This is a genomic window from Caballeronia sp. 11_S32 (genome assembly GCF_056930355.1).
This window is the reverse complement of the sequence record NZ_JBXOWH010000003.1, coordinates 1,695,504-1,708,725: the sequence shown is the minus strand read 5'-3', so window position 1 is coordinate 1,708,725 and position 13,222 is coordinate 1,695,504. Positions and strand designations below refer to the sequence as shown.

General features: G+C 62.9%; 12 protein-coding genes and 1 tRNA gene. 2 read left to right on the top strand and 11 right to left on the bottom strand.

Annotated elements, in window-relative coordinates; translation table 11 throughout:
• Nucleotide 1 precedes the first annotated feature (1 nt).
• The 8 genes from infC to AC1Z32_RS19505 all read right to left on the bottom strand — a co-directional run bounded on the left by infC (nucleotide 2) and on the right by AC1Z32_RS19505 (nucleotide 8,124).
• On the bottom strand, nucleotides 2-529 hold the full coding sequence (gene infC / locus AC1Z32_RS19540) for a translation initiation factor IF-3 (protein ID WP_074168877.1): 528 nt from the start codon (nucleotides 527-529) through the stop codon (nucleotides 2-4).
• 47 nt (nucleotides 530-576) lie between these two features.
• A complete protein-coding gene (gene thrS / locus AC1Z32_RS19535) occupies nucleotides 577-2,484 on the bottom strand; it encodes a threonine--tRNA ligase (protein ID WP_483480149.1) in 1,908 nt (635 codons plus the stop codon).
• Between the two features lie 297 nt (nucleotides 2,485-2,781).
• Nucleotides 2,782-2,858, bottom strand: a tRNA-Val gene (locus AC1Z32_RS19530).
• Nucleotides 2,859-2,956: 98 nt separating this feature from the next.
• A complete protein-coding gene (locus AC1Z32_RS19525; RefSeq protein ID WP_483480148.1) occupies nucleotides 2,957-5,191 on the bottom strand; it encodes a RelA/SpoT family protein in 2,235 nt (744 codons plus the stop codon).
• A gap of 35 nt (nucleotides 5,192-5,226) precedes the next feature.
• Nucleotides 5,227-5,580, bottom strand: coding sequence for a RidA family protein (locus AC1Z32_RS19520; RefSeq protein ID WP_483480147.1), 354 nt, complete (start codon nucleotides 5,578-5,580; stop codon nucleotides 5,227-5,229).
• A 63-nt stretch (nucleotides 5,581-5,643) separates the two neighbouring features.
• Nucleotides 5,644-6,564, bottom strand: coding sequence for an alpha/beta fold hydrolase (locus AC1Z32_RS19515; RefSeq protein WP_483480146.1), 921 nt, complete (start codon nucleotides 6,562-6,564; stop codon nucleotides 5,644-5,646).
• 211 nt (nucleotides 6,565-6,775) lie between these two features.
• Nucleotides 6,776-7,417: a CoA transferase subunit B gene (locus AC1Z32_RS19510; protein WP_483480145.1), complete on the bottom strand. Its 642-nt coding sequence runs from the start codon at nucleotides 7,415-7,417 to the stop codon at nucleotides 6,776-6,778.
• A gap of 2 nt (nucleotides 7,418-7,419) precedes the next feature.
• The gene (locus AC1Z32_RS19505) at nucleotides 7,420-8,124 is read right to left on the bottom strand and encodes a CoA transferase subunit A (protein WP_483480144.1); all 705 of its coding nucleotides are present in this window, start codon (nucleotides 8,122-8,124) and stop codon (nucleotides 7,420-7,422) included.
• 220 nt (nucleotides 8,125-8,344) lie between these two features.
• Here AC1Z32_RS19505 and AC1Z32_RS19500 point away from each other — a divergent pair, with 220 nt between their 5' ends.
• Nucleotides 8,345-8,890, top strand: coding sequence for a helix-turn-helix transcriptional regulator (locus AC1Z32_RS19500; protein WP_483480143.1), 546 nt, complete (start codon nucleotides 8,345-8,347; stop codon nucleotides 8,888-8,890).
• Between the two features lie 9 nt (nucleotides 8,891-8,899).
• Here the strand turns inward: AC1Z32_RS19500 and AC1Z32_RS19495 are convergent, their stop codons facing one another.
• Both AC1Z32_RS19495 and AC1Z32_RS19490 read right to left on the bottom strand, forming a co-directional pair.
• Nucleotides 8,900-9,337 carry an acyl-CoA thioesterase gene (locus AC1Z32_RS19495; RefSeq protein WP_483480142.1) on the bottom strand — a complete coding sequence of 146 codons (438 nt, stop codon included), beginning with the start codon at nucleotides 9,335-9,337 and terminating at the stop codon, nucleotides 8,900-8,902.
• Nucleotides 9,338-9,384: 47 nt separating this feature from the next.
• Nucleotides 9,385-10,158: an SDR family oxidoreductase gene (locus AC1Z32_RS19490; protein ID WP_483480141.1), complete on the bottom strand. Its 774-nt coding sequence runs from the start codon at nucleotides 10,156-10,158 to the stop codon at nucleotides 9,385-9,387.
• A gap of 204 nt (nucleotides 10,159-10,362) precedes the next feature.
• Here AC1Z32_RS19490 and AC1Z32_RS19485 point away from each other — a divergent pair, with 204 nt between their 5' ends.
• Nucleotides 10,363-12,036 (top strand): electron transfer flavoprotein-ubiquinone oxidoreductase, encoded by a 1,674-nt coding sequence (locus tag AC1Z32_RS19485; RefSeq protein WP_483480140.1) that lies wholly within the window; start codon nucleotides 10,363-10,365, stop codon nucleotides 12,034-12,036.
• 68 nt (nucleotides 12,037-12,104) lie between these two features.
• On the opposite strand, the gene aroC is transcribed toward AC1Z32_RS19485, so the two are convergent.
• A complete protein-coding gene (aroC, locus tag AC1Z32_RS19480; protein ID WP_483480139.1) occupies nucleotides 12,105-13,211 on the bottom strand; it encodes a chorismate synthase in 1,107 nt (368 codons plus the stop codon).
• Nucleotides 13,212-13,222 lie beyond the last annotated feature (11 nt).

The following is a 13,222-nucleotide window of genomic DNA, read 5'->3' as shown; positions in this document are numbered from 1 at the left end:
GTTACTTACCCTTCTTTTTCGGGGCAAGCACCATGATCATCTGGCGCCCTTCCATCTTCGGCATCTGCTCGACCTGGCCGTATTCGTCCAGATCCGTCTTCAGGCGTTCGAGCATGCGCATGCCGATTTCCTGGTGCGCCATTTCGCGACCGCGGAAACGCAACGTGATTTTCGTCTTGTCGCCGTCTTCGAGGAAGCGCGTGAGGTTGCGCAGCTTGACGTTGTAGTCACCGTCGTCCGTGCCGGGGCGGAATTTGACTTCCTTCACCTGCACGATCTTCTGCTTCAACTTCGCCTCGTGCTGCTTCTTCGCTTCCGAATACTTGAACTTGCCGTAGTCCATCAAACGGCAGACAGGCGGCGAGGCCTGCGGCGCGATTTCGACGAGATCCACATCGAGCTGTTCCGACTGACGGAAAGCCTCGGCCAGTTTCACGATACCGAGCGGCTCGTTGTCCACTCCGACCAAGCGCACTTCCGGTGCGGTAATTTCACCGTTGATGCGATGTGACGACTTATCAGTAGCGATGTTACGTTTCCTCTAAAAATGAAAAAACAAGCCGCGCTGCGAGTGACTTACTTGAACGCCCGCACTTCCTGCTGCAGACGTTCGAGGAATGCGTCGACCGGCATCACGCCGAGATCGACACCGCCACGAGCACGCACGGCTACGGTTTGCGCATCACGCTCCTTGTCCCCGACGACCAGCAAATACGGAACCTTTTGCAGCGTGTGCTCGCGTATTTTATAGCTAATCTTCTCATTGCGCAAATCGGACTCCACTCTAAGCCCTTGTTTTTGCAACGATTGGGCCAGATTACCGGCATATTCAGCCTGACTTTCGGCAATATTCAGCACAACGGCCTGGATCGGCGCGAGCCACGGCGGCATTGCACCAGCATGGTGCTCGATCAGAATGCCGAGGAAGCGCTCCATCGAACCGACGATCGCGCGGTGCAGCATCACCGGACGGCGGCGGCTGTTGTCTTCCGCCACGTACTCCGCGCCGAGGCGCTCCGGCAGCACCATATCGAGCTGCAGCGTGCCGCACTGCCACGAACGGCCGAGCGCGTCCTTGATGTGGTACTCGATCTTCGGACCATAGAACGCGCCTTCTCCGGCGAGCTCTTCCCACTGCAGGCCGCACGCGGTCAGCGCTTCGCGCAGGCCCTGCTCCGCGCGATCCCAGGTTTCGTCGGTGCCCGCGCGCTGCTCGGGACGCAGCGACAGCTTGATGTCGATGTGATCGAACCCGAAATCCTTGTAGACGCTCATCGCCAGCGTGTTGAACGCGATCGATTCCGCGATGAACTGGTCTTCGGTACAGAAAATGTGCGCATCGTCCTGAACGAAGCCGCGCACGCGCATGAGGCCGTGCAGCGCGCCCGACGGCTCGTTGCGATGGCATGACCCGAATTCCGCGTAACGCAGCGGCAGATCGCGGTACGAACGCAGGCCGTGATTGAACACCTGGACGTGGCCCGGGCAGTTCATCGGCTTGATCGCGTAGTCGCGCTTTTCCGATTCGGTCGTGAACATGTTTTCACGATAGTTCTGCCAGTGACCCGACGCCTCCCACAGCGAGCGGTCCATCACCATCGGGGTCTTGATCTCGAGGTAGCCGGCCTCGTTCACGCGACGGCGCATGTACTGCTCGACCTGCTGCCACAGCGACCAGCCCTTCGGATGCCAGAACACCATGCCCGGCGCTTCATCCTGCAGATGGAACAGGTCGAGCTGCTTGCCGAGCTTGCGGTGATCGCGCTTCTCGGCTTCTTCGAGCATGTGCAGGTACTGGTCCTGATCTTCCTTTTTGGTCCACGCGGTGCCGTAAATGCGCTGAAGCTGCTCGTTCTTCGAGTCGCCGCGCCAGTATGCGCCCGCGACCTTCATCAGCTTGAAGACCTTCAGCTTGCCGGTGGACGGCACGTGCGGGCCGCGGCACAGGTCGATGAAGTTGCCGTGCCCGTAGAGCCTGATTTCATCGCTGTCCGGAATCGACTCGATGATCTCCGCCTTGTACTTCTCTCCGATGCTCTTGAAGTACTCCACCGCCTCGTCGCGCGACACCACGCGGCGCGACACCGGCTCGTCCTTCTTCGCGAGCTCCTGCATGCGCTTTTCGATCTTCTCGAGATCTTCGGGCGTGAAGGGACGGTGATACGAGAAGTCGTAATAGAAGCCGTTGTCGATGACCGGCCCGATGGTCACCTGCGCTTCGGGAAACAGGTCCTTGACCGCGTATGCGAGCAAGTGCGCGGTCGAGTGACGCACGACATCGACGCCTTCGGGGTCTTTGTCGGTGACGATCGCGAGCGACGAGTCCTTGTCGATCAGAAACGAGGTATCGACGAGCTCGCCGTTGAGCTTGCCGGCGAGCGCCGCTTTGGCAAGGCCCGCGCCGATCGAAGCCGCGACTTCCGCGACGGTCACCGGGTGGTCGTATTGTCGGACCGACCCATCAGGCAAACGTACCGATACCATATCGTTCTCCAAGACGCCGGCACACGCCGGGCGATTTCGATTAAGCATTGCCGCGCGATTTCACATCGAAAATCGAAAGGCAAAAAAAATGCGGCCCCGCTATCGAGGGGCCGCATTCACTTTTCACACATACCGCGAAACAATTTGGCAGAAGGCGAATTAGGTCCTCGACTAGCGTCGCTCCGAAGTTGTTTCGGTCAACGTTCGACGTGCCATTTTCTTTTCGCCTTTTGCGCTGAGCGCTTCTTGCGGTTTGAAACTCTGGCGAACTTGCATTCGCCGAAGCTTCGATTTCGTTGGTAGGCTCGATTGGACTCGAACCAACGACCCCCACCATGTCAAGGTGGTGCTCTAACCAGCTGAGCTACGAGCCTGAAAGAAGTGAGATTATATGGAGCGTTTCTGAACTTGGCAAGTGCTTATCTTCAGAAAAATCGAAAATATTCGCCGATCCGTTCAACGCTCGTATTGACTACGCCCTCCGCGACGCGCGGATTACGCCCTGCACTTCACCGAGCAGGGTGCAGGCGCGCTGAATCTGCGCCGCATTCGACACTTCGACAGTGAACTGCATATACGCGATGTTCCTGCGGCTCTGGCTCTTCACGCCGATCACATTGATCTTCTCGCGCGCGAAGACTTCGGAAATGTCGCGCAGCAAACCTTGCCGGTCGGCCGATTCCACCGCCAGATCCACCGGATACACCGACGAACCGCGACCGTTCATCACGTCGGCGGACCATGTCGTGTGCAGCACGCGCTCGGGCGAGCGCTGCGCCATGCGCTTGAAGGTCGCGCAATCGGTGCGATGCACCGACATGCCCTTGCCGCGCGTGACGAAGCCGGCGATCGGATCGGGCGGCGCCGGACGGCAGCAGCGCGCGAGCTGTGTGAGCAGCGCGTCGACGCCGACGACGAGCACGCCCGTCGAGGCGCCATGCGCGACGCTCTGCCCGCTGCTGCGCTTCTCGAATTGCTCGGGCGCTTCCGGCTCGGGCTCGGGCGGTGGTGTGTCGGAGAGCGCGTGCTCGATGTTGCGCAGGCTGAACTCTTCCTTCGCGACGACCGCGTAAAGGTCTTCCGGCGTCTTGAAACCGAGCTTCGTCGCGAGCTGGTCCAGGCTGACCGAAGTCTTCCCTTCGCGCTGAAGAGTCTTTTCGACGATCGTCCGTCCGGCGGCAATATTCTCCGCTGCGTCCGCCGCGAGGAACCAGGACCGCACTTTCTGCCGCGCCCGCGCGCTGTGCAGATAGCCGAGCTGCGGATTGAGCCAGTCCCGCGACGGCCCGCCTTCCTTCACCGCGACGATCTCGACCGTCTGCCCGTTCTGCAAAGGCGTGTTGAGCGGCACCATCGCGCCGTCGACGCGTGCGCCGCGGCAGCGATGCCCAAGCTCGCTGTGCAGGTGATACGCGAAATCGACGGCAGTCGCGCCCTGAGGCAACGCGATCACGCGCGCCTGCGGCGTGAGCACGTAAATGTGGTCGTCGTCGAGCGTGGCGTCGCGCAGATGCTGCCAGCCCCGCTGTTCGCCTTCCCCCTCGCCCTCGACGTCATCCTTCCACGCGAGAAGCTGGCGCAGCCACGCGATCTTCTCGTCGTATTTCTCGCTCGCCGTCACCTGCCCGGCATACCCTCGCGTGCCCGCTTCCTTATAGCGCCAGTGCGCGGCCACGCCATATTCGGCGAACTGATGCATCTCATAGGTGCGGATCTGCACTTCGAACGCGCGGCCATCGTCGCCGATCACGACCGTATGCAGCGACTTGTAGCCGTTGGGCTTGGGACGCGAGATGTAATCGTCGAACTCGCGCGGCACCGGCTGCCACAGGTTGTGCACGATGCCGAGCACCGTGTAGCAATCCTTGATGTCGCCGACGATCACGCGAAACGCGCGCACGTCGTTCAGCTCGGTGAAGTCGAGCTGCTTGCCGCGCATCTTCTTCCAGATGCTGTAGATGTGCTTCGGCCGCCCGCTCACATCGGCCTTGATGTGCGCGGTGTCGAGCTCCTTCTGCAGCCGTGCGATCGCCTCGGTCACATAGGTTTCGCGCTCGACGCGCTTTTCGTCCAGCAGCTTCGCGATGCGCTTGTAGGTGACCGGATCCTCGAAACGGAACGACAGATCCTCCAGTTCCCACTTCAACTGCCAGATGCCGAGCCGATTGGCGAGCGGCGCATAGATCTCGAGCGTTTCGCGCGGCACGTCCGGCGACGGATCGATCTTGTGCGCGGCGTGATAGCGCAGCGTCTGCACGCGCGACGCGAGCCTGATGAGCACGACGCGGATGTCCTGCGCGAACGCCAGCAACATCTTGCGCAGCGCCTCGACCTGCGCGCGGCGCGCGGCCTGCGCATCGCGCGTGTTCTCGGGCAGTTCCGCGAGCGTCGCGCGGGAGCTGACCGAGCCCAGCCGCAACAGCTTTCTCACATCGCCGACGAGCCGCTGCACTTCCGGACCGAAGCGCTCGCCGATGACCTTCTCGGGATCGTCGAGATGCGGCGCCAGAACGAAGAGCGCCGCCGCTGCCACCGCGTGCGAATCGACGTTGAGCGTCTGCATGATGCGCGCGGTGCCCGCCGCGTGATCGGCGAGCAGTTCGCCCGTCGAGACACGCGCGTCCTTCGCGTGCTCGCGCACGAACGCGAGCGCGTCGTCGATGGACGGCTCGGGCAGCGTTTCGGCGGGAACGGCGGTCTCGGTCATACGGGCGATGCCACTACTTCATGCCAGCCAACGCATCAGCTGCGCTGTGCCGCCACCACGACGATTTCGACGAGGCATGCCGGATTGGCCAGCTTCGCCTCGACCGTGGCGCGCGGCGGCGTGCTGCCCTCGGCAACCCACGAGTCCCACACGGCGTTCATGCCGTCGAAATGCACGAGGTCGGAGATATAGATCTGCACCGACAACAGGTGCGATTTGTCGCTGTTCGCTTCTTCGAGCAAGCGGTCGACGTGACCGAGCACTTCGCGCGTCTGGCCGGTGATGTCCTGGCCGGTGTCCTCGGCGATCTGGCCGGCGAGATACACAGTGCCGTTGTGGATCGCGATCTCGGACAGGCGCGGGCCGACGTGATGACGAATGACTGCCATTGTGTGTTCCTGATCGATGAATGATGAAAAAACAGGCATGGGCGACGCACGCCCAGCCCAATATTATGCCCCGCTGCCGCCATTTTCGAGAAAGAACCCCCTGGCGATAGCGATTTGATCTTCAGCAAGAAAGGCCGGCGCATGCCCAGCGCCGGCAACCTCGGCGCTCGTCACGGCCTGGCCTTTTTCGACCATCTGCGCGACCGTCTCGCGCGACAGCAGATCCGATGTTTCGCCGCGCACGACGAGTACCGGCGTCCTGATCGACGCCAGCGACTGCCAAAGGAAAACCTCGCCGGCCGCGTTCTGCTCGTCGGTGGCCGACGCGAAGGGCTGCGCGATGCGCGGGTCGTAGCGAAAACCCCAAGCGCCATCGCGTTCGTGCAGAAGCGGCGTGTTGATGCTCGTCCACTCTTCGTCGGTCAACGGTCCGAACGACGCCGCGAGCGCCGCCGCGTGACGCACGCCTTCGTCGAGCGACGCGAAGCGCGGCGCCTTGCCGAGATATTCGCCGATGCGCTGAAGCGCGATCGGCTCGATATGCGGCCCGACATCGTTGAGCAGCATCTTCCTGATCGGCGTGTTCGGCAGCCCGCCGAGCGCCATGCCGATGAGCCCGCCCATCGACGTGCCGAACCAGTCCACCGTCTCCACGTTCAGCCGCGCGATCAGCGTGACCATATCGGCGACGTACTGCGCCACGCCGTAATAGCGCGGATCGGCTAGCCACTCGGACAGCCCGCGCCCGACCACATCCGGGCACACCACGCGATAGTCGTGCGAAAAAGCCTGCGCGAGCTTGTCGAAGTCGCGGCCCGAGCGCGTCAGGCCGTGCACGCAGAGGAGCACGCGCGGATTCGCCGGATCGCCCCACTCGGTATAGGCGATGCGATGCAGACCCGCCGGGCTCGCGCATTGCACGAAGCGCTGGCGCGGCTCGCTCAGATCCGAATGAACTGCTTCGACGACGATGGATGCGGTCATGGAGAGTCCCTGGTGGCAAGTGTCGAAACGATTGTAAAGCCCCTCGGGTCTGATCGAGCGCCGCTGGCCGAACGGACGACCCCGCTCGCGCAATGCAGATACGGCCGAGCGCGCAAAAACAAAGCGGGCGAGGCTTGAAAAGCCTCGCCCGCCCTGATTCGCGCTCACGCCGTGAGAACGGCGCTCATGTCACCGCGACGTCACTTCAGCGTCACTTCACGCTCGTGACATCGAGCGGCGCGCCCGTCTTCTTCTGGATTTCCTCGACCGTCACGCCGTCTGCCAGCTCGACGAGCTTGAGCCCGCCGTCGACGACATCGATCACGCCGAGATCCGTGATGATGCGATTCACGACGCCCACGCCCGTCAGCGGCAGCGTGCACTCTTCGAGAATCTTGTGCTGGTCGCCCTTCGCGACGTGCTCCATCAGCACGACGACCTTCTTCACGCCGGCGACGAGATCCATCGCGCCGCCCATGCCCTTGATCATCTTGCCGGGGATCATCCAGTTGGCGAGATCGCCCTTCTTGCTGATCTGCATCGCGCCGAGGATCGCCAGGTTGATGTGGCCGCCGCGGATCATCGCGAACGAATCAGCCGACGAAAAGATAGACGAGCCCGGCAGCGTCGTCACGGTCTGCTTGCCGGCGTTGATGAGATCGGCGTCGACTTCGTCCTCATACGGCGACGGCCCAATGCCGAGCAGCCCGTTTTCCGATTGCAGCCACACTTCCATGCCTTCCGGCACGTGGTTGGCGACGAGCGTCGGCAGGCCGATGCCGAGGTTCACGTAGAAGCCGTCCTGCAGTTCCTGCGCCGCGCGCGCGGCCATCTGGTCACGAGTCCAAGCCATGATTACTCTCCTTTCGCGCGGACGATACGTTGTTCGATGCGCTTTTCCGGATGCGCATTCAGCACGATGCGCTGCACGAAAATGCCGGGGGTATGGATCGCGTCCGGATCGAGTTCGCCCGTCTCGACGATCTCTTCCACTTCCACGACGGTGATCTTGCCGGCCATCGCGCACATCGGGTTGAAGTTGCGCGCGGTGCGGCGATAGATCAGGTTGCCGGATTTGTCGGCCTTCCACGCCTTCACGAGACCGACATCCGCCGTCAGCGAATGCTCGAGCACGTAGTGGTTCTCGCCGAACTGGCGCGTTTCCTTGCCTTCGGCGATCACGGTGCCGAAACCGGTGTTCGTGAAGAACGCCGGAATGCCCGCGCCGCCCGCGCGCAGCTTCTCGGCGAGCGTGCCTTGCGGCGTGAATTCGAGCTCCAGTTCGCCGGCGAGATATTGCCGCTCGAACTCCTTGTTCTCGCCGACGTACGACGAAATCATCTTCTTGATCTGGCGCGTCTCGAGCAGCAAACCGAGGCCGAAGCCATCGACGCCCGCGTTGTTGCTGATGCAGGTGATGTCTTTGACGCCCGAGTCGCGCAGCGCGGCGATGAGCGCCTCGGGAATGCCGCACAGCCCGAAACCGCCGACGGCGAATGTCTGCCCGTCCTTGACGATGCCCTCGAGCGCCGCCTTCGCGCTGGGATAGACCTTGTTCATCTGAGTGTCCCTTCCATGTTTGAAACCAACTGAAAATCGGCTTATTAGTGCCGCCGCGGTGCGCTCATCAGCGCGTCGGGCGGCCTTTTGGCGTCGCACAAGAGTACGCTGGCCGGTCGATCCGGCACAATACGCAAAAATACATAAGTCATTGCCCGCGCGCGTTTGGTTCCCGGCGGCATTTCGCCGCGAAACTCACGCGCCGCGCGCCCGATATCACATGCGTGCACTGGATTATCAAACCGCGTTTCATCTCGCGCCCGTCGGGCTCGTGCTTTCGCGCGAGCGGACCATCGAAGACTGCAACGAGCAGGTCTGCGCGATCTTCGGCTTCGCGCGCGAGGCGCTCATCGGCAAGTCGTTCGAGGTGCTGTATCCATCGTCCGACGAGTTCGCGCGCATAGGCGAGCGCATCGCCGCGCATATCAGCAAGGGAGGCACGTACAGCGACGACCGGATCATGAGGCGCAGAAACGGCGAGCTGTTCTGGTGTCACGTGAACGGGCGCGCGCTCGATCAGGGCGCGCCGCACGCGGCAGGCGTCTGGACCTTCGAGGACCTGAGCTCGACGCGGCGCGTCGCGATCGAACTGACGCCGCGCGAGCGGGAAATCGCCGCGCAGCTGGTGACGGGGAAGACGAGCAAGCAGATCGGACGCGTGCTCGATATCAGCCCGCGCACGGTCGATATCTACCGCGCGCGGCTCATGAGGAAATACGACACGGGCAATGCCACCGAACTGCTGCAGCGGCTGCTCGGCACCTGAAAGACGCGATTAAAGCGCGATGGGCGAACCGGTTTCGAAGGTCTGGCGCAACAGATCGGGAATCTGCACGGACTTGCCCGCCGCATAATCGATCCACACGATCTTCGCCGCGCCGCGCGCGTAGAGCACGCCGGGTGCATCGGCGCGATACAGCTCGAAGCGCGTATCGAAGCTGCTGCGCCCCGGCTTGCCGACGGACATCCGGCCGATCACATCGCCGGGATAATGAAGCTGCCTCAGGAACTCCATCGACGCGTTCACGATCACCGGGCCCTGCCCCTCGCCGTTGCCGCCCGCGATGCCAACCTGCTCGAACCACGAGATCCGCACCTGCTCCATGTAACGGAAATAGACGGTGTTGTTGACGTGGCCGAAGGCGTCCATGTCGCCCCAGCGGATCGGCATGGACAAGTCGATGACGGTGTGAAAGTCGTGGTCGGTGCTCATTGACTGCTTTACCTGTATTCAGTGTTCAGTGTGAAGAAACCGGTCCCTCAGAGCGAGAAACCGTCGTCCGCCGAGATCACCGAACCGTTCATGAACTGCGATTCGTCGGCGGCGAGCAGCAGGAGCAGGCCGTCGAGATCGCCCGGCGAGCCCACGCGGCGGCGCGGCAGCATCGCAATGAGCTTTTGCCCCTGCTCGGTCTTCCAGTGGTGGTGATTGATCTCGGTGTCGATATAGCCCGGGCAGATCGCGTTCACATTGATGCCGTGGCGGCCCCATTCGAGCGCCATCGCCTTGGTCATCTGCACGACGGCGGCCTTGCTCATCGCATAGAGGCCGATCTGCGGAAACACTCGCAAGCCGGCCACCGACGCCACGTTGATGATCCGGTAAGCAGGCTTCGCCGCCCCGTTGCCGCGCATGATCATGCGCTTGGCCACTTCCTGCGCGACGAAAAACGACCCGCGCACGTTCGTGCCGAAGACGAATTCGAAGTCGGCGGGCGTCACGTCCGTCAGCTTCTGCGTGGTCGACACGCCCGAGTTATTGACAAGGATGTCGATGGTACCCGCTTCCGTCTCGGCGTGCGCGACCGCTGCCTTCACGCTCTGGTAGTCGGTCACATCGAGCGACACGACATGCGCCGCGCCGCCCGACGCCTCGATTTCGGCGCGCAGCTCCTTAAGACGCTCCGTTCGGCGGCTGGCGAGCACCACTTTGGCGCCCGCCTGCGACAGCACCTGCGCGAAACGCTTGCCCAAACCACTGGACGCGCCGGTGATCAGCGCGACCTTGCCTTCCAGGTTGATCGAACGGCCCATTGTGCTTCCTTGTTCTATGGTTGGATAAGCCCTGGCTGGCGCGCGCTTGCGCCGATGCGGGCTGTCAGCGTTGACACCGATAGCACGGGTGCCGCGATAATAGTACGATCGTGCTAAAATGGCGAGCTTTGGTTGCAGCGCGCCTGACCTTCCCTGACAATACGCGATCCCGAAAGGGCATTCTAACGGCACATAGGAGCATTGATGACCCCGGCGAGCCTCATCGAGCAATACGGTCCCCGCGAATCGATGGAATACGACGTCGTCATCGTCGGCGGCGGACCAGCCGGTTTGTCGGCGGCCATCCGTTTGAAGCAACTGGCGGAGGAAAAAGGCGTCGAGATCGGCGTGTGCGTCCTGGAGAAAGGCTCCGAGATCGGCGCGCACATCCTCTCCGGCGCGGTGATGGACCCGCGCGGCCTGTCCGAACTCATCCCCGACTGGAAGGAAAAAGGCGCGCCGCTCGATGTCGAAGTGACCGAAGACCGCTTCCTGTTCCTGTCGCAGAACGACGCGAAGCAGGTGCCGAACTGGCTGCTTCCCGACAACTTCAAGAACCACGGCAACTACGTCATCAGTCTCGCGAACGTCACGCGCTGGCTGGGGCAGCAGGCCGAGGCACTCGGCGTCGAGATTTTCCCGGGCTTTCCGGCCGCCGAAGTGCTGTACGCCGATGACGGCGCGGTGCGCGGCGTCGTGACGGGCAATATGGGCGTCGGCAAGGATGGCGAGCCGACCGAGAACTTCCAGCTCGGCATGGAACTGCACGCGAAGTACACGCTCTTCTGCGAAGGCGCGCGCGGGCATCTGGGCCGTCAGCTGATGGAGAAGTTCAGGCTCAACCAGAATTCCGATCCGCAGGTGTACGGCATCGGCATCAAGGAGCTGTGGGAGATCGATCCGGTCAAGCACAAGCCCGGCCTCGTGATCCACACCGCCGGCTGGCCGCTCGAACCCGATACCTATGGCGGCTCGTTCCTCTACCACATGGACAACAACCAGGTGGTCGTGGGCTTCGTCGTCGGGCTCGGATATTCGAATCCGTATCTCTCGCCGTTCGAGGAATTCCAGCGCTACAAGACGCATCCGTCGATTCGCGCGTTCCTCGAAGGCGGCAAGCGCATCTCCTACGGCGCGCGCGCGATCACGGCCGGCGGTCTGATGTCGCTGCCGAAACTCACGTTCCCCGGCGGCGCGCTCGCGGGCGATGACGCGGGCTTCCTGAACGCATCGCGCATCAAGGGCAGCCACGCGGCGATCAAGTCCGGCAAGATGGCCGCCGAGGCCGCATTCGAAGCCGTGCAGGCGGGCCGTCAGAACGATGAGCTCACCGCCTACCCCGAACTGTTCGATACGTCCTGGCTCAAGACCGAACTGCACCGCGCGCGCAACTTCAAGCAGTGGATGAGCAAGGGCCTGTACCTCGGCACGTTCATGGTCGGCCTGGAGCAAAAGGTGATGGGCGGCAACGTGCCGTGGACGCTGCATCATCAGCACTGGGATCACGAGATGCTGAAGCCGGCGTCGCAGTGCAAGCCCATTGTCTATCCGAAGCCGGACGGCAAGCTCACGTTCGATCGTCTCTCGTCGGTGTTCATCTCCAACACGAACCACGAAGAGAACCAGCCCGCGCATCTGACGCTGAAGGATGCGAGCGTGCCGGTCAACGTGAACCTGCGCACCTATGCCGGACCGGAAGGCCGCTACTGCCCCGCGGGCGTGTACGAGTTCGTCAAGTCCGACGAAGGCAGCGAGCGCCTGCAGATCAACGCGCAGAACTGCGTGCACTGCAAGACCTGCGACATCAAGGACCCGACGCAGAATATCGTGTGGGTCACGCCGGAAGGCGGCGGCGGGCCGAATTATCCGAACATGTGATTTTCCGCGTCGCCAAATGAAAACGGGCGCCGGTCGTTGAGACCGGCGCCCGTTTTTTATGCTGCGACTTATTTGGCGGGCGCTTGCGCCGCGATCTTCGGCGTGCCGACGACCACATCGCCGCATTGCGCGCGATGGCGCAGCGCGTGATCCATCAGCACCAGCGCGAGCAGCGCCTCGGCGATCGGCGTCGCGCGGATGCCCACGCACGGATCGTGACGGCCGAAGGTTTCCACGGTCGCGCTCGCGCCTTCCTTGTCGATCGACTGACGCGGCGTGCGGATGCTCGACGTCGGCTTGATCGCGATCGTCACCGTGATGTCCTGCCCGCTCGAAATGCCGCCGAGAATGCCGCCCGCGTTATTCGTCGCGAAGCCTTCGGGCGTCATCTCGTCGCCGTGCTGCGAGCCGCGTTGCGCGACGCTCGCGAAACCCGCGCCGATCTCGACCGCCTTCACCGCGTTCAGGCCCATCATCGCGTGGGCGATGTCGGCGTCGAGCCGGTCATAAAGCGGCTCGCCGAGACCGACCGGCACGCCCGTCGCGGTCACCTGGATGCGCGCGCCGACCGAATCGCCGTCGCGACGCAGATTGTCCATGTATTCCTCGAGCTGCGGCACGATCTCGGCGTTCGGCGAGAAGAACGGGTTTTCGCGCACATGCTGCCAGTCGGCGAACGGAATCTCGATCTCGCCCAGCGCGCTCATGCAGCCGCGCGTCTCCAGGCCGAACTTCTCGCGCAGCCACTTCTTCGCGACTGCGCCAGCGGCGACCGTCGGCGCGGTCAAACGCGCCGAGGAACGCCCGCCGCCGCGATAATCGCGCACGCCGTATTTCTGCCAGTACGTGTAATCCGCATGACCCGGGCGGAACGTCTGCGCGATGTTGCCGTAGTCCTTGCTGCGCTGATCGGTGTTGCGGATCAACAGCGCGATGGGCGTGCCGGTGGTCATGCCTTCGAAGACGCCGGAGAGAATCTCGACCTGATCCGGTTCCTGCCGCTGCGTGACATGACGCGAGGTGCCGGGGCGGCGGCGATCGAGTTCGACCTGGATATCGGCTTCCGTGAGCGCCATGCCCGGCGGGCAGCCGTCGATCACGCAGCCGATCGCCGGACCATGCGACTCGCCGAAATTCGTGACGGTGAAAAGCGTGCCAAGGGTATTGCCGGACATGAGCGTCGACC

Excerpts from the sequence above, each read along its gene's own strand:
- AC1Z32_RS19510 (WP_483480145.1), bottom strand. The coding sequence starts at position 7,417 with ATGGCTTGGACTCGTGACCAGATGGCCGCGCGCGCGGCGCAGGAACTG.
- AC1Z32_RS19515 (WP_483480146.1), bottom strand. The coding sequence starts at position 6,564 with ATGACCGCATCCATCGTCGTCGAAGCAGTTCATTCGGATCTGAGCGAG.
- AC1Z32_RS19520 (WP_483480147.1), bottom strand. The coding sequence starts at position 5,580 with ATGGCAGTCATTCGTCATCACGTCGGCCCGCGCCTGTCCGAGATCGCG.
- aroC (WP_483480139.1), bottom strand. The coding sequence starts at position 13,211 with ATGTCCGGCAATACCCTTGGCACGCTTTTCACCGTCACGAATTTCGGC.
- thrS (WP_483480149.1), bottom strand. The coding sequence starts at position 2,484 with ATGGTATCGGTACGTTTGCCTGATGGGTCGGTCCGACAATACGACCAC.
- AC1Z32_RS19525 (WP_483480148.1), bottom strand. The coding sequence starts at position 5,191 with ATGACCGAGACCGCCGTTCCCGCCGAAACGCTGCCCGAGCCGTCCATC.
- AC1Z32_RS19485 (WP_483480140.1), top strand. The coding sequence starts at position 10,363 with ATGACCCCGGCGAGCCTCATCGAGCAATACGGTCCCCGCGAATCGATG.
- AC1Z32_RS19495 (WP_483480142.1), bottom strand. The coding sequence starts at position 9,337 with ATGAGCACCGACCACGACTTTCACACCGTCATCGACTTGTCCATGCCG.
- AC1Z32_RS19490 (WP_483480141.1), bottom strand. The coding sequence starts at position 10,158 with ATGGGCCGTTCGATCAACCTGGAAGGCAAGGTCGCGCTGATCACCGGC.
- AC1Z32_RS19505 (WP_483480144.1), bottom strand. The coding sequence starts at position 8,124 with ATGAACAAGGTCTATCCCAGCGCGAAGGCGGCGCTCGAGGGCATCGTC.
- AC1Z32_RS19500 (WP_483480143.1), top strand. The coding sequence starts at position 8,345 with ATGCGTGCACTGGATTATCAAACCGCGTTTCATCTCGCGCCCGTCGGG.